Below are 24027 nucleotides of genomic sequence, written 5' to 3'. Positions count from 1 at the left end.
GAGCCTTCGCATGCAGAAATTCTCGGCCCTGACCTTGGCGAAAAAAGCCTTATCCGGCCAGAAGGGCTGGGACCGGCAATGGCGTGATGCCGCGCCGAAACCGGCTTACGAGGCCATCATTGTCGGTGGTGGCGGGCACGGGCTGGGCACCGCCTATTACCTCGCGAAAAAGCATGGGCTGCGCAACATCGCGGTGCTGGAAAAGGGCTGGATCGGCGGTGGCAATACCGGGCGCAACACCACGATCATCCGCTCGAATTATCTGTTCGACGAGAGTGCGGCCCTTTACGACCACGCGGTGAAATTGTGGGAAGGGCTGTCGGCGGATTTGAATTATAACGTCATGTTCTCGCAGCGCGGCGTGCTGATGCTGGCGCATAACGTGCATGACGAGCAGGTGTTCAAGCGGCATGTTCATGCCAACCGGCTGAATGGTGTGGATAACGAATGGTTGTCGGCCAGCGAGGCGAGGGCGTTCTGCCCGCCGCTGAACATCGCGCCGGGGATGCGCCATGCGGTGACCGGTGCGGCGTTGCAGCGCCGGGCGGGGACGGCACGGCACGATGCGGTGGCGTGGGGGTATGCGCGGGCGGCGGATGCGCTGGGGGTCGACGTTATTCAGAATTGCGAGGTCACCGGGATCGACCGCGATGCGAGCGGGCGGATCAGTGGGGTGCAGACCAGCCGGGGCGCGATCGCGACGCGGCGGCTCGGCATCGTTGCGGCGGGCAATACCTCGGTGCTGATGGCGATGGCGGGGCAGCGGATGCCGCTGGAGAGCTACCCGTTGCAGGCGCTGGTGTCCGAACCGGTCAAGCCGATCTTTCCCTGCGTGGTGATGTCGAACACGATCCACGCCTATATCAGCCAGTCCGACAAGGGCGAGCTGGTGATCGGCGCCGGGACCGATGCGTATATTTCCTACAGCCAGCGCGGGGCGCTGCATATTTCGGCGCACACGCTCGAGGCGATCTGCGAGTTGTTCCCGATGTTCCGGCGGATGCGGATGCTGCGCAACTGGGGCGGAATCGTGGATGTCACCCCGGATCGCTCGCCGATCATCGCCAAAACCGACGTGCCGGGGCTTTACGTCAATTGCGGCTGGGGCACCGGCGGGTTCAAGGCGACGCCGGGTTCGGCGGATCTGTTCGCCTACACGATGGCGAAGGACGAACCGCACAAAATCAACGCGCCGTTCAACCTTGAGCGGTTCGGCGCGGGGCGGCTGATCGACGAGGCGGCGGCTGCCGCCGTCGCGCACTGATACCGGAGAGGCGAGATGTTGTTGATTTCCTGCCCTTATTGCGGCGAGCGCCCCGAGATCGAGTTTTCCTATGGCGGGGAGGCGCATGTCGTGCGCGCGCCGGCGACCGCGAGCGATGATGAATGGACGGCGTTTCTGTACCAGCGCAGCAACGCCCGGGGCAGCTACGCCGAGCGGTGGCGGCACGCCCATGGCTGCGGGCGGTTTTTCAACGCGCGACGCAACACCGTCACGGATTTTTTCGAGACAACCTACAGGATCGGCGAGCAACCGGAATGACGCAGCGTTATCGTCTGGCTACGGGTGGCCTGATCGACCGGAGCCGCGTGGTGCCGTTCACCTTCGATGGGAAGGCGATGACCGGCCATGCCGGAGACACGCTCGCCTCGGCGCTGCTGGCCAACGGGGTGCATCTGGTCGGGCGGAGTTTCAAATATCATCGCCCGCGCGGCATCGTTTCGGCAGGGGCGGAGGAGCCGAACGCGTTGGTCGGCGTGGGGCGCGACGAGGCGCATTACACGCCCAATCTGCGCGCCACCCAGGTCGAGCTTTATCATGGCCTGCGCGCGGAGAGCCAGAATCGCTCACCCTCGCTGGAGCGCGATGTCGGCAGCATCACCGACCGGCTGTGGCGGTTTTTCCCGGCGGGATTCTACTACAAGACCTTCATGTGGCCGAAGGGCGCGTGGACGAAGTTTTTCGAGCCGCGCATCCGGGCGATTGCCGGTCTGGGGCGTGCGCCGGCAGCACCCGATGCGGCGCGCTATGCCCAGCGCTACGCCCATTGCGACGTGCTGGTGATCGGCGCGGGTCCGGCAGGGATCACCGCTGCGATCACGGCGGCTGAGATCGGCGCGAGCGTGATCCTGTGTGACGAGCAACCGCAGCTCGGCGGTGCGCTGCTGGCCGAACCGGGCGAGGCGGGCTGGCTCGACACGCAACGGACGCGGCTGGCGGGTTTTGCCAATGTCACATTGCTGAACCGCACCATCGCGTTCGGCTATTTTCCGCACAACATGATCGGGCTGGCGCAGGACCTGACCGACCATGCCGGCGAGCCGGACGACGACGTGCCGCGCGGGCGGTTGTGGCAGGTGCGCGCGAAACAGGTGATCACCGCGACCGGCGCGATCGAGCGGCCTCTGGTGTTCCCCGACAACGACCGCCCCGGCATCATGCTGGCGGATGCCGCGCGGATCTATGTCGAGCGCTACGCGGTCAAGCCCGGCAACCGGGCAGTGGTGTTCACCGCGCATGACGAGGCGTATCGCGCCGCGCTGGCGCTGCAGGGCGCGGGTGTGGCGATTGCCGCGATCATCGATTTGCGAGCCAGCCCCGAAGGGCCGCATGTGGCGGCGGCGCGGGCGGCGGGACTGCCGATCCGCACCAATGCGACGATCACCGGCACCGAGGGCAATCTGCGGGTCGCGGCGGCGCGCATTGCGACGATCGGGGCGGCGCAATCCGAGCGGATCGCCTGCGACCTCATCCTGATGTCCGGCGGCTTCACCCCCAGCGTGCATCTGTTTTCACAGAGCCGGGGCAAGCTCGCCTTCGATCCCGCGCGCGAGGCGTTCATCCCCGGCACCCCGGCGGAACTCACCATCGCGGCGGGCGCCGCCTCGGGCTGCCAATCGCTCGAAACCGCGATCGCCTCGGGCCGCGCCGCCGGTCTTGCGGCGACGGGTCTTGCGGCGACGGGGCAGGGCGTGGCCACCGAAGTGGATGAGCCGCTCACCGCCGGATACCTTGGCGAAGTGCCGCATGGCCGCGATCCGGCGAGCGTGCGCGCCTTCGTCGATTTCCAGAACGACGTGACGGCGAAGGACATCACGCTCGCCTTGTCCGAAGGGTTCCGCTCGATCGAGCACGTCAAGCGCTACACCACCACCGGCATGGCGACCGATCAGGGCAAGACCTCGAACATGAATGCGCTCGGCATCGTGTCGAAATCGCTCGGTGTCGCGATCCCCGCGATCGGCACCACCACGTTCCGGATGCCCTATACCCCGATCCCGTTCGGCTATTTCGCGGGGTATGCGCGCGGCGAATTATTCGAGCCGGTGCGGGAAACGCCGATCCACCCGTGGGCCGCCGAACATGGCGCGGTGTTCGAGGACGTTTCGCTCTGGAAGCGCGCGCGGTATTTTCCCCACGGTGGCGAGACGATGCATCAGGCGGTCGCGCGGGAATGTGCGGCGGTGCGCGCCGGTGTGGGCATGTTCGATGCCACCACGCTCGGCAAGATCGAAATCGTCGGTCCGGATGCGGCGGAATTTCTCAACCGGATGTATGTGAACGCGTGGACCAAGCTGAAGCCGGGGCGGCTGCGCTACGGGATTCTGCTGCGCGAGGATGGGTTCGTCATCGATGACGGCGTGGTCGGGCGGATCGCGGATGACCGGTTCCACGTCACCACCACTACCGGCGGCGCGGCGCGGGTGCTGAACATGATGGAGGATTATCTCCAGACCGAATTCGCCGATCTTTCGGTGTGGCTGACCTCGACGACCGAGCAATATGCCGTGATCGCCGTGCAGGGGCCCCGCGCGCGCGACGTGATCGCGCCGCTGGTCGAAGGGGCGGATATTTCAGCCGCCGCGATGCCTCATATGAGCGTGGTGGCGTGCATGGTCGCCGGGGTTCCGGCGCGGCTGTTCCGGGTCAGTTTCACCGGCGAACTCGGTTTCGAGATCAACGTGTCCGCCGATTACGGACGGGCGGTGTGGGAGGCGGTGCATCAGGCCGGGCAACCGCACGGCATCGTGCCCTATGGCACCGAGACCATGCACGTGCTGCGCGCCGAAAAGGGCTACATCATCGTGGGGCAGGAAACCGATGGCACGGCGACGCCCGATGATGTCGGGCTGAGCTGGGCGATCGGCAAGGCGAAGCCCGATTTCGTCGGCAAACGCGCCCTCGCGCGCACCGCGCTGGCCAGCCAGACCGACCGCAAGCAACTGGTCGGCCTGCTCACCGACGATCCCGCTTTCGTGCTGGAGGAAGGATCGCACCTGGTCGCGGACCCGGCGCAGCCGATCCCGATGACCATGCTCGGCCATGTGACCTCGTCCTATTGGAGTGCGACGCTCAACCGCTCGATCGCGCTGGCCATGGTGCGCAACGGGCGGGCGCGGATCGGCGAGACCTTGCATGTCCCGCTGCCGGGGCGGGCCGTCGCGGTGACGCTGACCGATCCGGTGTTCTACGACAAGGAAGGAGTCCGGCTCGATGGCTGATATTGCCACTGCCGTCGCACGGCGCAGCCTGAACCTGCCGGGCGGGCTGGATCGCCGGATTACTCCATCCGCGCCGCTCACCCGCTTCGTGCTTCGCCTGCCGGACGCGGCGGTGGCCGAGGCCGGCGCGGCGATCGGCCTCGATCTTGCGATGCCGATCAACCGGAGCGTCACTGCGGGAGATCGCAGCGCGTTGCGGCTCGGGCCGGACGAGTTTCTGATCCTGGCTTCCGCCCACGATGACGCGATTCCCGCCGCACTGGCGGGCGGGGTGAAAGGCCGGTCTTTTTCGCTGGTCGATGTCAGTCACCGCCAGACCGCGATCGGCCTTGCCGGACCGCACGCCGCCGCGATGTTGAATGCGCTCTGCCCGCTCGACCTCGGCCCTGCCGCGTTTCCACCCGGCATGGCAACGCGGACGGTGTTCGCCAAGGCCGATATCGTGCTGTGGCGTACCGGGGTTGCGGCGTTCCATCTTGAAATCTGGCGATCCTTCGCGCCCTATGTCGTGGCGCTGCTGGGTGACATCGGGCGCGAGTATCCGGATTGAGGCGTACCGCATGATCAGCCTGTTCGATTTGTTCAAGATCGGCATCGGGCCGTCCTCGTCGCATACCGTGGGGCCGATGCGCGCGGCGAACCGCTTCGTCGCGGATCTCGCGGATTTGGCGGATCGGGCCGGCATCGCGCATGTGAGCGTCAGCCTGTTCGGCTCGCTGGCCTGGACCGGCAAGGGCCATGGCACCGACAAGGCGGTTATCCTCGGCCTCGCGGGGGAAGCGCCCGAAACCATCGATCCCGATCAGGCCGATGCCATTGCGGCAGGCGTGACGACCAGCGGCATCCTGCCGCTCGGCGGCACTCATCCCATCCGGTTCGAGCCGGCGCGGGATATCATTTTCGATTACGAAACCCCGACGCCGCGCCACCCCAACACGCTTGCCTTCACCGCGAGCGGGGCGGATGGCGCGGTGATCGCCACCGAACGCTGGTGCTCGGTCGGCGGCGGTTTCGTGGTGCGCGAGGACGCCAGAGCCGATCTTGGCGCGGTGACGGAGACCGTGCCCTACCCGTTCGCCAATGCGGTGGATCTGCTCCGGGCGGGCGAGGCGTCCGGCCTGTCGATCGCCGCGATGATGCGGGAAAACGAGTTTTCGCTGCGCGATCCGGCGATCGTGCTCGCCCATGTCGATCTGATCCTCGCGACCATGATGTCCGGCATCGAGCGCGGCATGCGCACCACCGGCCACCTGCCCGGCGGCCTCAATGTCAGCCGCCGCGCCCATGCGCTGCATCAGCGGATGCAGGCCGATGCGAGCCGCAACGACACCGCACCCCACGAGAAAATGGACTGGGTCAGCCTGTTCGCGATGGCGGTGAACGAGGAGAATGCGGCGGGCGGCAAGATCGTGACGGCGCCGACCAACGGGGCGGCCGGGGTGATCCCGGCGGTATTGCGGTATTTCCGCGATTTCTGTCCCGGGGCGACCCAGGATTTGATGCGGGATTTCATTTTTACCGCTACCGCGATCGGCGGGTTGTTCAAGACCAACGCGTCGATCTCGGGGGCCGAGGTCGGCTGCCAGGGCGAAGTCGGGGTCGCGGCCTCGATGGCTGCCGCCGGGCTGGCGGCGGCACGCGGCGCGAGCAACGCGCAGATCGAAAACGCCGCCGAGATTGCGATGGAGCATCATCTGGGCATGACCTGCGATCCGGTCGGCGGGCTGGTGCAGATCCCGTGCATCGAGCGCAATGCCTTTGGCGCGATCAAGGCGATCAGTGCGGCGTCGCTCGCGGCGCGCGGCGACGGATCGCACCGCGTCTCGCTCGATCAGGTGATCGCGACGATGCGCCAGACCGGGGCGGACATGAACAGCAAATACAAGGAAACCTCGCTCGGCGGGCTGGCGGCCAATTTCATCGAGTGTTAGTTGCAATGACTTGAATGATCGGGGTCGCTCACGATAGCGTCCTGAACCGTTCGATATAGGCAAGCACCGCAGCCGCCGCGTCGTCCGGGGTCGGGGATGACAGCACCACTCCCGTGCCCGCCGGAGCAATCTCGCCAATCAGTTTCGGGCGCGGGCGATACGGCCTGATCTCGCCTGCGGGATCGGGAGGTGGACCCGCCATGCCCGCGTGTTCGTGCAGGCGACCGGCCTTGCGGCCACGATACGTGAACGGCAGGGCCGGCGGCGCGGCTTCGTGGATGGTGATCATTGCGGGCAGGGAAACCGTGAGGCGACGGCGGGCACCGCGCGGCAGCGACTGGATGACATGACAGGTTCCGCCATCGCAGGTGATCGCGGTCGCGTCCGCCACGATCGGCCAGGAGCAGGCATGGGCGATCCGGTAGGGCAGCTGCCCGCTATCCGTACCGCCCTGGCCGCGTCGGCCCGCCAGGATCAGGGCGGGACCGATATGCCGGAGTTCGGCGATGAGGGCGGGCAGGGGGTCGTTGCCCGGATCGAGGGTGAGGATGGTGATGTCGCTGAGGCCGTGGCCGAACGCATCGCGCACGGCGGCATCAGCCATGCCGGCATGGAGGCCGGTAACGATCGCGCCGGGCAGGGACCGCGCCAGTGCGATCGCCTGCAATTCCACCCCGACCGGGCGCGGCTGTCCCGAGTGCGGATCGCGCCCGGCGGAGAGCAGCACCACGATGTTCATAGCATCCGCCGCAATGCCGCCATCACCGCCTGGGCGTCGGCGATGATCGCAAGCCCGGCGCGGGCGATGATCGCGGCGTGGAGGTCGGTGTTGATCGCGACGATGTGCTCGACCGTGCCGATGCCCTGCAAATGCTGCGGTGCGCCGGAAATGCCGAGGGCGATGTAACATTCCGCGTTCAGCACCGTGCCCGATGCGCCGACCTGCATCGCGCGCGGCAGGGCGCCGGCATCGCACACCACGCGGCTTGCCCCCGGTGTCGCTCCGAGCGCGCGGGCGAGATCGAGGAAACCGGCGAAATCGGTGACGCCATTGCCCGCGGCGATCACCAGCGGTGCCTGATCGAGCGGGATGGTCGCGGCATCGGCGGCGAGCGGTTCAGCCGCCATCGTCGCGCCCGATACCGGCTCGATTTCGGGATGCGGCAGGCTTTCGACCTCGTGCGGCCTGCCGCGATACGGGGCGATCCGATCCGGTGCGAGGCTGATCAGCCATGGCGGCGCGGCGCGGATTTCCTGTCGCCCCGCGCCGGTCGGGCGCACCGCCTGATGCGTGGTCAGGCTTTCCGCCCCGGCGAACAGGTCGCACCCGCATAAGGCGGCGACGCGCCGGGCAAGGTCGCCACCATCGGCGGTTTCGGGAAACAGCACATGGCGGGGCGCATGATCGGTGATCGCGCGCGCGACCCGCCGGGCGAGACAAGCGGGGTCGTAGCCGGTGACGCCCAGCGCCATGAACCGGTCAGCGCCCGCAGCACCCGCCGCCTCAACCGCGCCAGGGGCGATCAGCAACACCCCACCCGCATTCCCGGCTAGCAGCCGCGCCGCGCCGATCACCTGCCGGTCATGCCGCGTGAGCGCACCGCCGGGAGCTTCGACCACGGCGGCGATCAGGAAGGCGGGATCGGTGAGGCGGATGGGTGCCGGTCCGGTTTCGGTGACGGCTGCCTGTGCCGTCCTCGCACCGCCGCGATGGGTGCGGTCCAGCCGCAGACGCGGGGTGACAGCGACGATCATGGCCGCGCGCTCGGCCCTGGGATCGCGCCGGTTCATCGCAACGCCTCATGGACCAGCTGCGCGATATCACGCAACATCGGGCGTGGCCCGACCACGCCTTCCAGCATCGCGGTGCAGCCGGGGCAGGCCACCGCGACGATGCTGGCCCCGGTCTCGCGCGCCTGATCCATCCGCAGATCGGGGATGCGGCGTTTGCCCGGAATATCGGTGACCGGCGCGCCGCCGCCGCCGCCGCAGCAGAACGAATCGGTGCCCGATCGCGCCATTTCGACCGCGCCCCCGGTCAGGCGTGCCAGCACCCGGCGCGGCGCGTCGGTCTCGCCGTTGTAGCGGGCGAGATAACAGGGGTCGTGATAGGTGATCGCGGTGTTGCCGGGCGAGGCCACGGTGATCGCGTTGCGGGCGAGCAGTTCATCGATCAGGCTCGTATGATGGATCACGGTGTAATGCCCGCCGAATGCCGGATATTCCTGGCGCAATACGTGCAGGGCGTGGGGGTCGGCGGTGACGATGCGCCGGAACGTCACCGCGTTCAATTGCGCGACCGAGGCCGCCGCCATCGTCGCAAACCCGGCTTCGTCGCCGAGCCGACGCGCGAGATCGCCGCAATCGCGCTCGGCGGCGCCGAGCACCGCGAAATCCAGATCCGCCGCGCGCATGATGCCGATCAGGGCGCGCAGCGTCTCGCCATAACGCCGGTCGAACGCGCCATCCCCGAGCCAGAGCAGCGTATCGACGGTCTCGCCCGGGGCGATCACCCGCACTTTCAGCCCGGCGGCGAAATCCAGCCGCCGCTCCGGTGCGAGCCCGCTGGCACTGCCGGTGTAGCGCAGCGCCGCCAGCGCGGCATCGGCCTTGCCCGGGGCCGTGCCGTGTTCGAGCGTGAGGTTGCGGCGGATATCGATCACCGCATCGACATGCTCGATCATCATCGGGCAGGCGGCGACGCAGGCGCGGCAGGTGGTGCAGGACCAGATGGTGTCGGCGTGCAGCACGCCGAGGATCGGGCCGGGCTCCGTGATGCCGGGATGGGGACTGCCCGCATAGCGCGCCGGTTCGGGGTGGAGGGACGCGCAGAAATCCTGGATCAGCGCCTTGGGATTGAGTGGCTGGCCTGCCGCAAAGGCGGGACAGGCGGCCTCGCACCGCCCGCACTGGATGCAGGCATCGAAGTCGAGCAGCCGGTTCCACGCGAAATCAACAATGTCCGCCACGCCGAGACGGGGGGCTGCCAGATCGATCGGGGCGAGTCCGCTCGCGGGTGCGCCCGCGAACCGCGCGGGACGCGGATGGGCGACCAGATGCGCCGCCCCGGCCAGAGCATGGCGCATCGGCCCGGTGGCGAGCTGCCCGATCAGCCCGATGGCACCGAATGCCGCGAGGGCGAGGGCGAACCCGCCGATCACGCCGCCGAACAGGGATGCGAGCAACCCGCCGAGGGCGTAGGCTCCGAGCAGCAGCGGCAGATTGAGAAAAGCCCCGCCCGATAATGTGGCGGGCCGCACCGGCAGCCGCCGCCGCCGCACCAGGATCGCACCGAGTACGGCCACCGCGAACGCGGCGGCCACCGCCAGCCAATAGAACGAAGATCCGCGCAGACCCGGTATGACCCCCAGCAACAACAGCGCGGTCGCCGCCAGCAATCCGCCCGCGATCGCCTGATGCATCGCCGCCGCCTCGGGCTTGCGCCCGACCACGGCATGAACATCGACCAGATAGCGCCGGGGCAGGGCGCGCAGACCGCCGATCCAATCGACCCGCGCCGGAGCGCCACGCCGCCATAACAGGGCGAGACGCAGCGCCTGCACCGCCACGCCCGCCACCATCAACCACGCCAGCAGCACCAGCGCGCCAGCCGCCATCAGAAATCCTTGCACAGGCGCAGCGCATCGTAGATCGCCGCATGGATGTTGCGCCCCGCCGCCGCATCGCCGATCCGGTAGAGACGATAGCCCGGCGCGTCGGCCCCCGGTTGCGGCGTGCCGGCGATCAAGGCTGCCGCGTCGGTCTGGCCGCGATTGACCGACCGGTCCCGCAGTTCCGTGAAGACCGCATCCTCCGGCAGGGTGCCGAAATCGACCACGACGTGATCGATCACCCGTTCCTCCTCGGCCAGATCCATCGTGTTGCGCAGCACCGCGATCAGGCGGTTATCCTCGCGCCGCACCGAAAGCAGGTCGAGATTGGGTGTCACGATCGCGCCGAGCCGATAGAGATTGCGCAGATGCACCGGCTGGTTGGTGGTGCCGACTTCCTCTGCCGCCATCCGGTCCGGCGTGGCGAGTTCGACCAGCGCCCCGCGCGTCGCAAGAACCTCGGCGCAGGAGGAGGCGTTGTGCTGGCCCATGCCGTCATACAGCAACACCGAGCCGGTGAGGTCCATGTTCTGGCGCAACACCTCGGTGGTGGTCACCACGAGGTCGGCCCCGTCGATGAAACCCGGGTTGGGTGTGCCCCCGGTCGCGACGATCACGATATCCGGTTGCGCCGCCAGCACCATCGCCGCATCCGCCGCGACCCCGAGCCGGACATCGACCCCGAGTTTGCGGACCTGCGCCGCCAGCCAGCGCGGAATGCCGGACAACGCCTCCCGCCATCCTGCCCTGGCGGCGATGTTGATCTGACCGCCCAGCGTGGTTTCGCGTTCGAACAGGGTGACAACATGCCCGCGCTCGGCGCACACCCGCGCCGCTTCCAGCCCGGCCGGACCACCGCCGACCACCACCACGCGCAACGGCTTATCCGCCTTCGCGATGACGTGCGGCATGGTGGCTTCGCGCCCGGTCGCCGCGTTCTGGATGCACAGCGCATCCGCCCCGGTATAGATCCGGTCGATGCAGTAACCCGCGCCGACGCATTGGCGGATGTCGTCCGCCCGGCCTTCGAGCAGTTTCCGCCCGATATGGGGGTCGGCGATATGCGCCCGCGTCATCGCGACCATATCGACATGGCCTTCCGCCACGGCCCGCGCCGCCGTGGCGAAATCGGTGATCCGCTGGGCGTGGAACACCGGCACCTCGACCTCGCGCCGGATCGCGCTGGCCAGATACAGGAAGGGCGCGACCGGAAACGCCATGTTCGGCAGGGACACCGCATGGGCCAGATGATCACGCGCCTGCCCACCCATCACGTTGACGAAATCGACCAGCCCGCGCTCGACATGCGCCGCCGCGATCGCGACGCACTCCTCGCCGCTCAACCCTTCGTCGAACAATTCATCGCCCGACATCCGCATGCCGATCACGAAATCAGCGCCGGCAGCCTTGCGCATCGCCGCCAGAACCTCGAAGCCGAAGCGCATCCGGTTCAGCAACGTGCCGCCATAGCCATCGGTGCGGTGATTGACCGAGGGCGACCAGAACTGATCGACCAGATGGCCATGCGCCGCCGAAATCTCGCAGCCATCCAGCCCGCCTTCGCGGGCGCGGCGGGCGGCCTGCGCGAAATCGGCCACCACGCGGTCGATATCGTCCTGGTTCATCTCGCGCGGGATGGAGCGGCTGGCAGGTTCCCGGCGCGGCGAGGCGGACAGGGTCGGCAGCCAGTGCTCGGTATCCCAGCGGGTGCGCCGGCCCATATGGGTGAGCTGGATCATCAGCGCGGCGCCATGCTGGTGCACCCGATCCGCGAATTGCTGGAAATACGGGATCACACTGTCATCGGCGACCGAAATCTGATTCCAGGGAGCCGCCGGACTGTCGAGCGAGACCGAGGATGAACCGCCGAACATGGTCAGGCCGATACCGCCTTTGGCTTTTTCCGCGTGGTAGAGCTGGTAGCGCTCCTGCGGTTTGCCATCACGCCCGTAGCCGGGGGCGTGGCTGGTGCTCATCAGCCGGTTGCGGATGGTCAGACCCCGGAGGGTCAGCGGGCGGAACAGCGCGTCGGTCGCCCCGCTCATGACAGTGCCGCCGCGCGGGGCGAGGCCGCGGCGATCGCGCGCAACTGGCGTTCGGCGCGCGGGGAATAGCCGAAATGGGCGCGATAGGCGCTGGCGAAATAGGCGCTGGAGCCGAAGCCGCAGGCCATCGCCACCGCCGTCACCGGAAGGTCGCGGGCCTGAAGCATGGCCTGCGCGCGTTGCAGGCGGAGGGATTTGATGAAGCCCGCGGGGGTTTCATCGAGATGCGCGCGGAACAGGCGCTGGAGCTGGCGGAGCGAGATGCCGAGTTCATCGGCGATGGTCGCGGGCAGTCCGGGTTCGTCGAGCCGGGATTCGATCATGCCCATGGCGCGGGCCAGCACTGGCTGATCGGGGCTGACCCGGTCGCCCGCCGCGATCGGCTGGCGCTCGCCGCTGGGCCTGATCCGGTCGAGGATGAAGGTGACCGCGACGTGTTCGGCGATCACCCGGCCGAGCTTCGCCTCGATCAGATGAAGCATCATGTCGAGCGGGCCGATCCCGCCGGTGCAGGTCAGGCGGTTGCGGTCCAGCACGAATAATTCATTGACCAGTTCGATCGCCGGGAAGGCGTCGCGCATCGACGCCGCATCCTCCCAGTGGACCGCACAGCGATACCCGTCGAGCAACCCGGCTTCGGCGAGGGCGAAGGTGCCGGTGCACAGGGCCCCGAGAGGCACGCCCTGCCGGGCCAGCCGCCGCAGGGCGGCGAGGTGGGGCTTGCCGACGACGCTGCGGACATCGACCCCGCCGCAGACGAACAGGAGATCCGGCGCCGCCGTCCGCCCCAGCGCCGTGGTCGGGCCGATCGCCATGCCGTTGCTCGCGGGGACCGGGGTGTCGTTCAATGCGTGGACACTCCAGGAATAGATGGTGCGCCCGGCGCAGCGATTTGCCATCCGCAGCGCCTCAATCGCGCTGGAGACCGCGATCATCGAGTAATCCGGCAAGGTCAGGAAACCGAAATGGGCGAGCCGGGCGATGTTCATTCTCAGCGCTCGATCACCAGGTCGGATAGCGGGCGGGAGCAGCAGATCAGGATCATGCCCTGATCGATCTCGCGCTGGCGGATGCCGCCCTGATGCTGCATGTCGACCTGTCCCGAGATCAGTTTGCTCTTGCAGGTGCCGCACATGCCCTTGGTGCAGGAGGAGGGCAGGCGCATGCCGGCGGCGCGGGCCGCCGAGAGAATGAACTGATCGGCGGCGACGTCGATGCTGCGGGCGGATTTGGTGAAATTCACGGCGAAGGACGAGCCGGTGGCCGGGGCGATGATGGTTTCAGGTTCGGCGGCGGCGAGGGTGGCGAAGTCGAAGCTTTCCTCGTGATAACGCGTTGGATCGACGCCGAGCGTGGGCAGCGCGGCGCGGATCGCGGCCATGAAGGGGGCCGGTCCGCAGTCGAATATCGTGCGGGTGACAAGGTCGGGGACCAGGAGTTGGAGCATTGCGGCATCGACCCGGCCGCGCGGCCCACCCCATCGGGCGCCGGGGGCATCGGCCTCGCAGACCGGAATGACCCGGAGGTTGGGCATGGTGCGCGCCATGAAAGCGAGTTCGTCGCGGAAGATGATGTCCTCCGGGGTGCGGGCGAAATGGAGGAACACGATGTCGGTTGCGGGGGCGAGATCGTGGTGGGCGCGGGTCATCGACATCAGCGGGGTGATGCCGGAGCCGCCGGAGATGAACAGGTAGCGCTCGGCAGGCGCGGCGGTGAAGGTGAAATCGCCCATCGGGCCGAGGGCGCGCAAGGTCATGCCGGGGTGGAGATGGTCGTGCAGCCAGGGCGAGACGATGCCGCCGGGCTGGCGTTTCACCGTGATGGTGAGCCGGTCCGGCCGGGTCGGGCTTGAGGCGATGGTGTAGCAGCGCTGGACGATGCCGCGCTCGGTCGGGATGTCGAAAGTGAGGAACTGGCCGGGCAGGTAATGGAACCGGGTAGGGCTGCGCGGCACGAAGGTGAAGCTGCGCACGTCGGCGGTTTCGTCGTGAATGGCGACACAGAGCAACTCATCGTCGGCTTCGGCGGTCCAGGCCGCGAGACCGTCACGGGCGGCGAGGCAATGGGCGGCGGCGGTGGCTGGGGCCGCGTTCATGCGAGACCCGCGGCCATCCGCCTGATATACCAGTTGACGAATTGCTCGACCTGACCTTCGGTTTGCGGGGAATAGGGGCCGGGGACATAGCCGCCGCTGGCGGCGCCGGCCTGGGCGAGGCCGACCAGATTGCCGTCCTGGATATTGGTTTCGCGCCAGACCCGGATCAGGTTTTCGAGATCGTAATCGACTCCTTCGATCGCATCGCGATGGACCAGCCATTTCGTGCGGAGAAGTGTGCGATCGGGTCCGAGCGGCAGCACGGCGAAGCTCACGATGTGATCGCTCATGAAATGATGCCAGGAATTCGGCTGGGTATGGAAGGACAGATCGCCGAGCCGTTTTTCGGTGGCCCGACCGAGCAGTTTGCGGCATGCGACCCTGGTGTCGAGCGTCTGGGATTCACCGTCGCGGTCCATCGGCATCCGCCCGATCCGGTAGCCGGAGACCATATCGTCGAGATTGCCGATCTCGGTGGAGGGAAAGCCCGCGCGATCCCAGGCAGCGCAGGAGCGCTCGACCATGGCATCGTAATTGCGGCGTTGCGCGACGCGGACGGGGTCGGTCTCGTCGGTTTCGAAGCCGAAGCCGTATTCGAAGATCGAGGTCGTCAGTTCGGGGTGGTTGAGCGCGCAATGGTAGCACTCGCGATTGTTCTCCATCGTGAGTTTCCAGTTGCCCTCCTCGATCAGATCGATCTGGTGGGCGATTTTGCAGTTCGCGACCTCGTGCGGCGCGATATAGGGGGCGACCGCGCGCGCCATGTCGTCGAAATCGGCGGGCGGCGTTTCAGCGAGACAGACGAAGATCAGGCCTTCGAGCGAGCGGACATGGATTTTGCGCAGGCCATGGCAGGCGGGGTCGAAATCATCGCCCATGTGATCGGCATGGAGCAACGCGCCGTCGAGCCCGTAGGTCCAGGCATGGTAGGGGCAGACCAGACGGCCCACCGTGGCAGTTTCGGTCGAGACCAGACGCGCGGCGCGGTGGCGGCAGACATTGTGCATCGCATGGATCGCGCCATCGTCATCCCGGGTGATCAGGATCGCGTTATCCCCGATATTGACCGTCATGACGTCGCCGGGTTCGGCGATATCGGGCTCGACGCCGACGAAAATCCAGTGGCGGCCAAAAATCAGGTCGAGATCGGCGCGGAAGATGCCGGGATCGGTGTAGAACGGCGCTTCCAGCATACGGCCCGCCCGGCGGCGGGCAACGAGGTGAGGAAGTGAAACCGCAGGAACGTCCGACATGGCGATGACTTTCACAAAAGAACCGCAGCCCGTGCTCGGAGAGTGGCGTGTCGTACGATCGCAGTCTTTAGATTTCGCGACATCGGCGGCAATGATCGGTACGGCATGACATCATGGCTGGCATGCATTGGCGCAATGACTAATAGGGGCGCTGGCCTGCGCATTCGAGCGCGCCGGCGGTGATCCGGTCGTGATCGGCCCAGCCGGAGTCCGGCGGAACGGCGGCGGCATCGCGGCGCATGGTCGGGCGGGCGAGCGAGGGCGACAGCCCATGCAGGGCCTTGAACTGACGTGAAAAATGCGCGCAGTCGGAGAACCCGGCATCGAGCGCGATATCGGTGACCGATCGGTTGGTGGTTTCCAGCAGCCAGCGAGCATAGCGCAGGCGCAACTCGCGGTAGAGGTCGGACGGGCGTTTGCCCAGGGCGGCGTCGAACCGCCGTTCGAGCTGCCGGGTGGAGAGTTCGAGGCGTTGCGCGATCATGGCGATGTGGAGCGGATTGCCGAGATTCTGTTCCATCATCAGCAGGGCGCGGCGGACCTGCTCATCGGACACGTCGTGCGCCATCGGCGGATGGGGCTGCACACCCTCGCTGCCGCGCATCGGCGTCAGCAACAGGACCTGATGGGGTTTCTGGGCGAGCCGGCTGCCGAGGTGACGTTCGACCAGGGCCGCCGCCAGATCGGCGGCACCGGCGCCCCCGGCACAGGTGATGCGGTCGCCGTCGATTTCGAAAAACCGGTCGCCGATCACGGCGTGGTCGGGAAATTCGTCGCGGAAATCCTGGTAATGCAGCCAGCTGACGCAAACCCGGCGGCCTTCCATCAGCCCGGCGCGGCACAGGATGAAGCTGCCGGTGCAGATGCCGATCAGCTTGACCCCCGCCGCCGCGGCACGGCGCAGATAGGCGTAGAGCAGGGCGTTGGTTTTGGGGTGATTGTGCAGGATACCGCCGACCACCACGACATAATCGAACTGATCGGGGTCGATCAGCCCGCTGCCGGGCAGGATTTCGACACCGCAGCTCGACCGGATCGGGGCTTCGGTGTCGGACATGATGGTCCAGCGGCAGTGGATCGGCCGGGAATAATCCGATTCGTCGGCGGCCAGACGCAGCGTATCGACGAAGAGCGAAAACGCCGAAAGGGTGAAATCCTGCGCGAGCAATAGTCCGACCGAAAGCGGCCTTGGTTCATGCCGCCGCAGGGTCGGTTTTGGCTGCGTACCCATACCGATCTCCAATCCGATCACGTCACCGTGACTACGTTATGCACTTTTCCTATATCAGACATGCGCGGTCAATGCGAAACTCATTTCGGCATCGACCGATCGCATCCGGTCATGCCGCGCCGTGGACCACTTTGGGGAAGCGGGCGCGGCTTTCGAGGTCGCCGAGCTTGAGGTGGTTGCGGATGTATTGCTCCGTGGCATCGACGATCGGCTGATAATCCCAGGGTTGATAGGTCCCGGCGCGGAGCGACGCATTGACGAAGCGGCGCCGGGCCTGGCTGGCCAGAACATCGGTCTGGATCTGCGGCAGGTTCCAGCGTTGCGCGATTTCGGCACGAAACGCTGCGGTGAGGGGTGCGTGATCGGGATGCGCCGCGAGGTTGATCCGTTCGTCAGGGTCGGCGGCGAGGTCGAACAACTGATCGTCATCGACCGGGCAATGGATGAATTTGTAGCGGCCCCGGCGGATCATCACGATCGGGGCGATCGCGCCTTCGCCCATGTATTCGCCGAACACCTCGTCATGCCCGCCGGTGCCGGTGAGGTGCGGCTGGAGCGATCGGCCATCGACCGGCACGCCGAACGCGGCGGGCGGCTCGGCGGCGGCGAGATCGACCAGCGTGGGCAGGATATCGACCGAGGCGACGCAGCCCGCGATGCGCCGGGCACCGAAGCGGGACGGAGCGTGGACGATCAGGGGGATCCGGCACGCATCCTCGAAGAAGTTCATTTTATACCAGAGACTGTGCTCACCGAGCATTTCACCGTGATCGGCGGTGAGCACGGTTACGGTCCGGTCCGCGAGGCCGCAGGCGGTGAGCGCCTCCATCATTTTGCCGACCTGATCGTCGACATAGGAAATCGCGGCGTAATAGGCGTGGCGGGCGTCGCGCACATTGGCTTCGGTGACCGGTTCGCGGTCGGTGTTGCAGACGTGGCGGAGGCGTTTTGAATGAGCGTCGAGCGCTGCGGGGTCGGGGCGGTAGCGCGGCATGTCGATCGCGGCGGGATCGTAGCGGTTCCAATATTCCGCGGTCATCGCGAACGGATCATGCGGGTGGGTGAGCGAGACGACGAGGCAGAACGGGCGCGGGTCGTCATCGCGGGCGATATCGAACAGTTTGCGGCGGGCGGCGAAGATCACCTCGTCGTCGAAATCCATCTGGTTGGTCCGCACGCAGAGCCCGGCGTCGCGTACCGAACTCATGTCGTGATACCAGTCGGGCCGTGTTTCGAAATCGGTCCAGTCCGGGGTCCAGCCGAAATCGGCGGGATAGATATCGGTGGTCAGGCGTTCCTCGAACCCGTGCATCTGGTCGGGTCCACAAAAATGCATCTTGCCCGACAGGATGGTGCGATACCCGGCGTGGCGCAGATGATGCGCGAAGGTGGGCAGGGTGGCGGGAAATTCCACCGCGTTGTCATAGGCGCCGATTTTCGAGGCGAGGCGGCCGGACATGAACACGTAGCGCGAAGGCCCGCACAGAGGCGCGTTGCAATAGGCGTTCTCGAACACCACGCCGCCTGCGGCCAACGCGTCGATCTGCGGGGTGATCGCCACCTTGTTGCCATAGGCGGGCAGGGCGCGTGCACCGAGCTGGTCGGCCATGATGATGAGAATGTTCGGCCGTTCGGCCTTGGGTTGCGTGTTCATGTCGGTCCTTCCTGGTCGCTTTTTTTTCGGCCCGGATAGTCAGCGTCCACCGCGAAGGGATACGGGCCGGGAAAATCGCCGATTGTCGCCAGCGTCGCGGTCAGGTGCGCGCCATCGCGGCGGAGAATGAAATAGCCGCCGGGTTCGAGGTAGAAATAGGCGGGCGCGGCCGGGTCGAAGGTCAGTTCGCTCTGATGGCCGGGGATCGCAGGCCCCGCAATGAGCATGGTGGGCCCGGATTGCGCCATGATGACCCGGTGGTGATGACCGCTGAGAACGGCGCGGACCCTACCGTGCCGGGCCAGCAGGGCCAGGAACGGTTCGGGCGATCGCAGCGGGATCGCATCCATCGCGGCAATGCCGGTCAGCAACGGCGGATGATGCAGGCCGATGATGACATCGCGACCCGCCGCATCGGCGAGGGCGCGTTCGAGAAAATCGAGGCGGCGCGCGCAGAGTTCGCCGTGACCCGCATGGGGAACCACGCTGTCGAGCATGATCAGGCGGAGATCGCCGATATCGGCGATGTAATGGATGAAATCCGGGTGATCGCCGATCCCCGGCCAGTGGCCAAGCGCGGTGCGGAAGATCTCGCGACGATCGTGATTGCCGGGAACCGCGTAGATCGGGCAGGTGAGGCGGCCATCGAGCAGGCGGCGCAGCTCGGCGTATTCCTCGGGCAGACCGTTTTCAGTGAGGTCGCCGGTGATGATCACCGCATCCAGCGCGAAGCCGGCGACCTGGCGGATCGCGCGTTCGACCATCAGATTGGTCTCGACCACGCGATTGGCCGGTTTGCCGAAGGGGCGGACGTGAAGATCGGTCAGATGGGCGATCAGCATGGGGATGCGCACAGAGCGGCGAGGGCGGCTCCTTTCAGGCCGGGGTCGCCGAGGATCAGAACCGTGCCGTCATGCTCAGCATCGAGGTGGAGGGGGTTGCCCGACCAGTCGCACATCGTCCCTCCGGCTGCTGCCACTATTGGAACTGAGGCCGCCCAGTCCCATGGCTTGTGGCCGGCTTCGGCGATCACGTCGATCTCGCCGAGGGCGACGAGGCCGGCGGCGTAGGCGTCATCCCCCCACGAGGCGCGGCGGCAGGCGGCTTCGAGCCGGTGGAACGCGGCGAGCTGGGGTTCATCGAACCATTCCGGTCCGGTGCAGGAGAGTTCCGCCTGATCCAGCCGCGCGCGCTTGCGGCACCCGATCCGGCCGCCGAAGCGGCTGGTGAAATCGAGCCGGCCTTCGGCGGCCAGCCAGCGCTCGCCGATCACCGGCTGGTCGATCAGGCCGAGGATCGGCACCCCATCCTCGACCAGCGCTATCAGGGTGACGAAGGTGGGGCGGCCGGTGATGAACTCGCGGGTGCCGTCGATCGGGTCGATCACCCAGTTGTAGCGGCCCGATCGCTGGTCGCCGAACTCCTCGCCGATCACGCCGAATTGGGGGAAGCGCGCGGCCATGATCGCGCGGATCGCCTGTTCGGCAGCGCGGTCGGCCAGGGTGACGGGACTGTCGTCGGATTTGTCGTCAGCGGTCAGCCCGGCACGGAAATAGGGGCGGATGACGGTGCCGGCGGCTTCGGCGGCGGCAATGGCGGCTTCGATGGCGCCGGCAGGCAGGGTACTCATGGCGGTCCTTCGTCAAGACAGAGGCAAGGCGGACTTTTTTGCAAAAAGGAACGAAAAGACTCGTCGGAATCAGACTTTCAGCAATCGGGGAGCATCGGGGTCCCAGGTGATCGAGACTTTGGTGCTGGTGGTGATGCCGGACGCCTCGGTGCTCGGCATGGCGGCGGTGATGGCGTCCGAGCCGCCTTCGATTTCGACACGCAGGCTGGTAAGTGCGCCGAAGAACGTGCTCGCGGTGACGATGCCCTGCAACATCCCGGCGCTGGATGGCGGGCCGAGGCGGATGGCTTCCGGGCGGAGCAGGAAGTAGATTTTGGTGCCCGCCGCCATGCCCCGCGCGCGGCTGGCGGGAACAGTGCGGCCCAGAATGGTCACGGTGCCGGCATGACCGTCCGCAACGGTGCCGGGCAGCTCGGCGACCGCGCCGACGAAGCGGGCGACGAAAATGGATTGCGGCTCGCCATAGATCGCCGCCGGCGTGCCGACCTGGGCCAATACGCCCTCATGCATCACCACCACCCGGTCGGAGATCGAGAGCGCCTCCTCCTGATCATGGGTGACGAACAGGGTGGTGACCCCGGTTTCCTGCTGGATCCGGCGGATCTCGTCGCGCAGTTGCACCCGCACCTTGGCGTCGAGCGCGGAGAGCGGTTCATCGAGCAGAAGCAGGGATGGACGGATCGCCAGCGCGCGGGCGAGGGCGACGCGCTGCTGCTGGCCGCCGGAGAGCTGGTGCGGATATTTCGCGGCGTGTTCGGCAAGGCCGACGAGGTCGAGCAATTCGCGCGCGCGGGAGCGCTGGGCGGCATCGTGCTGCTTGCGGACCCGCAGGCCGAACCGGACATTGTCCTCCGCACTCATGTTCGGGAACAGGGAATAGGCTTGGAACACCATGCCCATCTGGCGCTTTGCCGGTGCAATGTCGGTGATGTCCTTGCCGTCCAGCATGACGCGACCGAAATCGGGATGATCGAATCCCGCGACGATCCGCAGCAGGGTGGTCTTGCCGCAGCCGGAGGGGCCGAGCAGGGAGACGAATTCGCCGGGCCGGAGCGCCAGCGAAACATGGCGCAGGACAGCGCGGCTGCCATAATGCTTCGCAATGGCATCGAGCGTCAGGTAATCCATCAGCGCGCCCCGCCGATCTGGACCTGACCGCGCCCGCTGCGACCGGTGAACAGCACCCCGAGCATCGCGAGCCAGGTGATCAGAAAGCTCAACAGGGTGAGGGCCGAGGCTTCGGTGGCCGAGGTCTGGCCGACATAGTCGATATAGACCGCGAAGGTATTGAACAGCAGGATGTTGGCGAAGGTGAATTCGCCCATCACGATCGCGATGGTCAAAAGTGCTGCGCCGATCAATGCGGTGGTCAGGTTGGGGACCACGACGCGGAAAATGAGCGTGAGCCAGCCGGCACCGAGGCTTTGGGAGGCTTCGGTCAGGGTTTTCAGGTCGAGCGCGCGCATGCCGACATCGAGAGCGCGGTACGTGTAGGGCAAAGCGAGGATGACATAGGGGACCACGAGGTAGTTGGCGGTGCCGACGAACCAGTCCGGCCCGGTATAGAGCGTGGTCATGCCGGCAACCAGAGCGATCGGCGGCACCACGAAGGGCAGGACGGAGAGAAAATCGAATAGCGGGCGGAGGCGCTGAACCCGCAAATTCAGCCAGAACACGGCGGGGACCAGAACGACCAGCCCGACCAGGATGGTCTCGATCGCGAGACGGACCGACAGGCCGAGGCTCTGCCACAGTTTGGGCTGGTGGATCAGCGCGCCATAGGCGGCAAAACCGTAGCGGTCGCCGCCCTCCCACAGGCTGAATACCCCGGTCGCGAGCAACGGCGTGATGAAATAAAGCCCGACCACACCGAGCCCTAGGCTGGGGATCAGGGTGGCGCCGCGCCTCGTCATCGTTTCACCCAGCGGCCCACCCGGCGGGCGATCAGCGCATAGATACCCATGACCACGACCATCACCCCGATCATGCCAAGGGCGAGGGCGGCGCCGGTCTGCTGCGAGACCATGACGTTGCCGGACAGGACATTGCTGATCGCGACCGGCACGAGGGCGACGATCCCCGAGGTCAGCGCGTAGGGGGTGGCATAAGCCGAGAACGCGTTGCCGAACAGCAGGATATAGGCCGAAAGCAGCGAGGGCAGCAGGATCGGCAGACCGACATGGCGCCAGTAATCCCACGCCGAAGCGCCGAGGTTTTCCGCCGCCTCGCGCCATTCGCGGCGGAGTGCTTCGAGTGCCGGGGTGATCACGATAACCATCAGCGGGATCTGGAAATAGGCATAGACCAGCACGAGGCCCGGCAGGGAATAGAGGGTGAAACCGCTGCCGTAGAGGTTGATGCCGATCAGTTTGAGCCAGACGGTAATGATCCCGAGGCTGCCGAGCGTGGCGATGAACGCGAAGGCGAGCGGCACGCCCGCGAAATTCGCCGCCACCGCGCCGAAGGTGGTCACCAGCGAGCGCAGCCCGCGCGGCATGCCCGGCAGCAGCACGAAATAGGCGGTCAGCCCCCCGATCACGAGGCCGACGAAGGCGGCGAGGGCGGAAAGCTCGATCGAGTTGCGGAACGCCACCACGGTCTGGCCCTGACCCAGGGACCGGACATAGTGCAGCGTGAGCCCGTGCTTGCCGAGGAACGCAGTCGCGAGCAGCATCAGGGTCGGCAGGATCAGGAACGCCGAAACGTAGAGCAGAAACGGCGCCATGAACACGAAGGTGAACCAGCCGCCGGACCGGGCGGCACGGGCTGGCGGTGGTGTCGTTGCCGCACTCACGCCTTGACCATTTTAGTCCAGTTCTCGGTCAGGGCCGCTTGAGCCTTTTTCGTTTGTTCGATGGTTGCGAACAGGGCCTCGCCATAGGGCTTGGCCGGGGGCAATGCCGCCATCATTGCCGCCGGGATTGCACCGGCCTTGACCATGGCCGAAAAGCGCGCCGGGTGGGCGAAGCCCTTGAGATAGAGCAACTGGCCTTCATCGGAATAGATGAATTCCTGCCAGAGTTCGGCAGCCTTGGGGTGCGGGGCGAATTTGCTGATCGCCTGGCAATAGAATGCGCCATAGGGCTTGGCATCAGCGGGGATGACCGTGTCGATCCTGGTCATCGCCTTGGATTTCTTGGCCTGCGCGAGGTTGAGGTAATCCCAGTTGATCACCACTGGCGTCTGGCCGGAAACCAGACTCGCCGAGGTCGCCGCCGAGGGATCGAAATTACCCCGCTTGGCGAGGTCGGCGAAGAACTCGATGCCCGGCATGATGTTGTCGAGCGAACCGCCATTGGCCAGTGCCGCGGCGAACACGCCGGCAAACGCCGCGCCGGCGCCGAGCGGGCTGCCGTTCAGAGCGACCATGCCCTTGTAGTCCGGCTTTTTCAAATCGGCCCAGCTCTGCGGCGCGACTTTCGCAACCGACATGTTCACGCCGAACGAGATCAGGCCGAAATAATCGCCGTACCAGAGGCCGGCAGGGTCCTTCATCGCGGCGGGAATCGTGCTCCACGTCGAGACTTTGTAAGGTTTGAACAGCCCCTGCTTCGCGCCGTCGAGCGCGAAGGACAGGCCGACATCGACCACGTCCGGCCCGCGGGACTGACCACGCATCGAGCGGATCGACTGCAATTCCTCGGCGGAGGTGTCGTCGGGTGCCGCGTTCTTGATCGGGATGCCGTATTTTTTCTCGAAGGTGCTGATGATCTCGCCGTAATTGGCCCAGTCCGGCGGCAACGCGATGGTGTTGAGTCCGCCTTCGTGTTTGGCGCCCTTGATCAGGGCGGGACTGATCCCGACGGCGTGGCCGGTTGCGGGCGCCAGCGCGGCAGCGGTGCCGGCGGCGGCAAGTTTCAGTACGGTCCGGCGGTCCGGGGTGAAATCACCAACCATCATCATCATCCTCGATGTTTGAACGAGTTACGACCGAAATCGGCGCTGCGCCTCACCAGCTGGTCGTCCGTGAACGACTTCGCCCGGACCCGGTAGCACCATAACGCCGCGAGGGGTGCGGAGTCATCCTTGAATCCACCAACCGTCACGCCGTGCAAGCCGCACGGTGTGACGGTT

The 24027-nt window shown here is 66.6% G+C and carries 20 protein-coding genes; 5 read left to right on the top strand and 15 right to left on the bottom strand.

The window, feature by feature from the left end:
• The first annotated feature begins 10 nt into the window (after positions 1 to 10).
• Genes SIL87_RS18925 through SIL87_RS18905 form a run of 5 tightly spaced genes read left to right on the top strand, consistent with a single transcriptional unit; the run spans position 11 to position 6434 of the window.
• Entirely contained in the window at positions 11 to 1264 is a 1254-nt protein-coding gene (locus SIL87_RS18925) for a sarcosine oxidase subunit beta family protein (protein ID WP_319615701.1), read from the top strand.
• Between the two features lie 15 nt (positions 1265 to 1279).
• Positions 1280 to 1543: a sarcosine oxidase subunit delta gene (locus SIL87_RS18920; protein WP_319615700.1), complete on the top strand. Its 264-nt coding sequence runs from the start codon at positions 1280 to 1282 to the stop codon at positions 1541 to 1543.
• Positions 1540 to 4503: a sarcosine oxidase subunit alpha family protein gene (locus tag SIL87_RS18915; RefSeq protein WP_319615699.1), complete on the top strand. Its 2964-nt coding sequence runs from the start codon at positions 1540 to 1542 to the stop codon at positions 4501 to 4503. The genes SIL87_RS18920 and SIL87_RS18915 overlap by 4 nt, the downstream gene beginning before the upstream one ends.
• Complete coding sequence (locus SIL87_RS18910) at positions 4496 to 5053, top strand: sarcosine oxidase subunit gamma (protein ID WP_319615698.1); 558 nt, start codon at positions 4496 to 4498, stop codon at positions 5051 to 5053. Before SIL87_RS18915 ends, SIL87_RS18910 begins: the two co-directional genes overlap by 8 nt.
• A 10-nt stretch (positions 5054 to 5063) precedes the next feature.
• On the top strand, positions 5064 to 6434 hold the full coding sequence (locus tag SIL87_RS18905; RefSeq protein ID WP_319615697.1) for an L-serine ammonia-lyase: 1371 nt from the start codon (positions 5064 to 5066) through the stop codon (positions 6432 to 6434).
• Between the two features lie 28 nt (positions 6435 to 6462).
• On the opposite strand, the gene SIL87_RS18900 is transcribed toward SIL87_RS18905, so the two are convergent.
• The 15 genes from SIL87_RS18900 to SIL87_RS18830 all read right to left on the bottom strand — a co-directional run bounded on the left by SIL87_RS18900 (position 6463) and on the right by SIL87_RS18830 (position 23850).
• Positions 6463 to 7173, bottom strand: a complete 711-nt coding sequence (locus SIL87_RS18900; protein ID WP_319615696.1) for an adenine nucleotide alpha hydrolase family protein — start codon at positions 7171 to 7173, stop codon at positions 6463 to 6465.
• Entirely contained in the window at positions 7170 to 8225 is a 1056-nt protein-coding gene (locus tag SIL87_RS18895) for an electron transfer flavoprotein subunit alpha/FixB family protein (RefSeq protein ID WP_319615695.1), read from the bottom strand. The genes SIL87_RS18900 and SIL87_RS18895 overlap by 4 nt, the downstream gene beginning before the upstream one ends.
• On the bottom strand, positions 8222 to 10051 hold the full coding sequence (locus SIL87_RS18890; RefSeq protein WP_319615694.1) for a DUF3483 domain-containing protein: 1830 nt from the start codon (positions 10049 to 10051) through the stop codon (positions 8222 to 8224). The genes SIL87_RS18895 and SIL87_RS18890 overlap by 4 nt, the downstream gene beginning before the upstream one ends.
• Positions 10051 to 12090, bottom strand: a complete 2040-nt coding sequence (locus SIL87_RS18885) for an NADH:flavin oxidoreductase (RefSeq protein ID WP_319615693.1) — start codon at positions 12088 to 12090, stop codon at positions 10051 to 10053. The genes SIL87_RS18890 and SIL87_RS18885 overlap by 1 nt, the downstream gene beginning before the upstream one ends.
• On the bottom strand, positions 12087 to 13079 hold the full coding sequence (locus SIL87_RS18880) for a GlxA family transcriptional regulator (RefSeq protein WP_319615692.1): 993 nt from the start codon (positions 13077 to 13079) through the stop codon (positions 12087 to 12089). Before SIL87_RS18880 ends, SIL87_RS18885 begins: the two co-directional genes overlap by 4 nt.
• A 2-nt stretch (positions 13080 to 13081) precedes the next feature.
• Positions 13082 to 14185, bottom strand: a complete 1104-nt coding sequence (locus SIL87_RS18875; RefSeq protein ID WP_319615690.1) for a 2Fe-2S iron-sulfur cluster-binding protein — start codon at positions 14183 to 14185, stop codon at positions 13082 to 13084.
• Positions 14182 to 15438, bottom strand: coding sequence for an aromatic ring-hydroxylating oxygenase subunit alpha (locus SIL87_RS18870; RefSeq protein ID WP_319615689.1), 1257 nt, complete (start codon positions 15436 to 15438; stop codon positions 14182 to 14184). Before SIL87_RS18870 ends, SIL87_RS18875 begins: the two co-directional genes overlap by 4 nt.
• A 139-nt stretch (positions 15439 to 15577) precedes the next feature.
• Positions 15578 to 16669: a GlxA family transcriptional regulator gene (locus SIL87_RS18865; RefSeq protein WP_319615688.1), complete on the bottom strand. Its 1092-nt coding sequence runs from the start codon at positions 16667 to 16669 to the stop codon at positions 15578 to 15580.
• Positions 16670 to 16778: 109 nt separating this feature from the next.
• On the bottom strand, positions 16779 to 18323 hold the full coding sequence (gene betC / locus SIL87_RS18860) for a choline-sulfatase (RefSeq protein ID WP_319615687.1): 1545 nt from the start codon (positions 18321 to 18323) through the stop codon (positions 16779 to 16781).
• Positions 18320 to 19165: a phosphodiesterase gene (locus SIL87_RS18855; protein ID WP_319615686.1), complete on the bottom strand. Its 846-nt coding sequence runs from the start codon at positions 19163 to 19165 to the stop codon at positions 18320 to 18322. The genes betC and SIL87_RS18855 overlap by 4 nt, the downstream gene beginning before the upstream one ends.
• Positions 19159 to 19953 carry an inositol monophosphatase family protein gene (locus SIL87_RS18850; RefSeq protein WP_319615685.1) on the bottom strand — a complete coding sequence of 265 codons (795 nt, stop codon included), beginning with the start codon at positions 19951 to 19953 and terminating at the stop codon, positions 19159 to 19161. The genes SIL87_RS18855 and SIL87_RS18850 overlap by 7 nt, the downstream gene beginning before the upstream one ends.
• A gap of 69 nt (positions 19954 to 20022) precedes the next feature.
• Complete coding sequence (locus SIL87_RS18845; protein ID WP_319615684.1) at positions 20023 to 21081, bottom strand: ABC transporter ATP-binding protein; 1059 nt, start codon at positions 21079 to 21081, stop codon at positions 20023 to 20025.
• Positions 21081 to 21866 carry an ABC transporter permease gene (locus SIL87_RS18840; protein WP_319615683.1) on the bottom strand — a complete coding sequence of 262 codons (786 nt, stop codon included), beginning with the start codon at positions 21864 to 21866 and terminating at the stop codon, positions 21081 to 21083. The genes SIL87_RS18845 and SIL87_RS18840 overlap by 1 nt, the downstream gene beginning before the upstream one ends.
• On the bottom strand, positions 21863 to 22747 hold the full coding sequence (locus SIL87_RS18835) for an ABC transporter permease (RefSeq protein WP_319615682.1): 885 nt from the start codon (positions 22745 to 22747) through the stop codon (positions 21863 to 21865). Before SIL87_RS18835 ends, SIL87_RS18840 begins: the two co-directional genes overlap by 4 nt.
• Positions 22744 to 23850, bottom strand: coding sequence for an extracellular solute-binding protein (locus tag SIL87_RS18830; RefSeq protein WP_319615681.1), 1107 nt, complete (start codon positions 23848 to 23850; stop codon positions 22744 to 22746). The genes SIL87_RS18835 and SIL87_RS18830 overlap by 4 nt, the downstream gene beginning before the upstream one ends.
• Positions 23851 to 24027: the final 177 nt, after the last annotated feature.

Origin of the sequence: Acidiphilium acidophilum, from assembly GCF_033842475.1 — a bacterium.
GTDB lineage: Bacteria > Pseudomonadota > Alphaproteobacteria > Acetobacterales > Acetobacteraceae > Acidiphilium > Acidiphilium acidophilum.
Note: the sequence above shows the minus strand (reverse complement) of the source record. Positions and strands in the feature narration are given on the sequence as shown.

Bases quoted from the DNA above. Each gene is read 5' to 3' on its own strand.
- SIL87_RS18900 (WP_319615696.1), bottom strand. From the start codon at position 7,173: ATGAACATCGTGGTGCTGCTCTCCGCCGGGCGCGATCCGCACTCGGGA.
- SIL87_RS18905 (WP_319615697.1), top strand. From the start codon at position 5,064: ATGATCAGCCTGTTCGATTTGTTCAAGATCGGCATCGGGCCGTCCTCG.
- SIL87_RS18865 (WP_319615688.1), bottom strand. From the start codon at position 16,669: ATGGGTACGCAGCCAAAACCGACCCTGCGGCGGCATGAACCAAGGCCG.
- SIL87_RS18850 (WP_319615685.1), bottom strand. From the start codon at position 19,953: ATGAGTACCCTGCCTGCCGGCGCCATCGAAGCCGCCATTGCCGCCGCC.
- SIL87_RS18885 (WP_319615693.1), bottom strand. From the start codon at position 12,090: ATGAGCGGGGCGACCGACGCGCTGTTCCGCCCGCTGACCCTCCGGGGT.
- SIL87_RS18915 (WP_319615699.1), top strand. From the start codon at position 1,540: ATGACGCAGCGTTATCGTCTGGCTACGGGTGGCCTGATCGACCGGAGC.
- SIL87_RS18830 (WP_319615681.1), bottom strand. From the start codon at position 23,850: ATGGTTGGTGATTTCACCCCGGACCGCCGGACCGTACTGAAACTTGCC.
- SIL87_RS18845 (WP_319615684.1), bottom strand. From the start codon at position 21,081: ATGGATTACCTGACGCTCGATGCCATTGCGAAGCATTATGGCAGCCGC.
- SIL87_RS18895 (WP_319615695.1), bottom strand. From the start codon at position 8,225: ATGAACCGGCGCGATCCCAGGGCCGAGCGCGCGGCCATGATCGTCGCT.
- betC (WP_319615687.1), bottom strand. From the start codon at position 18,323: ATGAACACGCAACCCAAGGCCGAACGGCCGAACATTCTCATCATCATG.
- SIL87_RS18910 (WP_319615698.1), top strand. From the start codon at position 4,496: ATGGCTGATATTGCCACTGCCGTCGCACGGCGCAGCCTGAACCTGCCG.
- SIL87_RS18880 (WP_319615692.1), bottom strand. From the start codon at position 13,079: ATGAACATCGCCCGGCTCGCCCATTTCGGTTTCCTGACCTTGCCGGAT.
- SIL87_RS18870 (WP_319615689.1), bottom strand. From the start codon at position 15,438: ATGTCGGACGTTCCTGCGGTTTCACTTCCTCACCTCGTTGCCCGCCGC.
- SIL87_RS18925 (WP_319615701.1), top strand. From the start codon at position 11: ATGCAGAAATTCTCGGCCCTGACCTTGGCGAAAAAAGCCTTATCCGGC.
- SIL87_RS18920 (WP_319615700.1), top strand. From the start codon at position 1,280: ATGTTGTTGATTTCCTGCCCTTATTGCGGCGAGCGCCCCGAGATCGAG.
- SIL87_RS18855 (WP_319615686.1), bottom strand. From the start codon at position 19,165: ATGCTGATCGCCCATCTGACCGATCTTCACGTCCGCCCCTTCGGCAAA.
- SIL87_RS18840 (WP_319615683.1), bottom strand. From the start codon at position 21,866: ATGACGAGGCGCGGCGCCACCCTGATCCCCAGCCTAGGGCTCGGTGTG.
- SIL87_RS18890 (WP_319615694.1), bottom strand. From the start codon at position 10,051: ATGGCGGCTGGCGCGCTGGTGCTGCTGGCGTGGTTGATGGTGGCGGGC.
- SIL87_RS18875 (WP_319615690.1), bottom strand. From the start codon at position 14,185: ATGAACGCGGCCCCAGCCACCGCCGCCGCCCATTGCCTCGCCGCCCGT.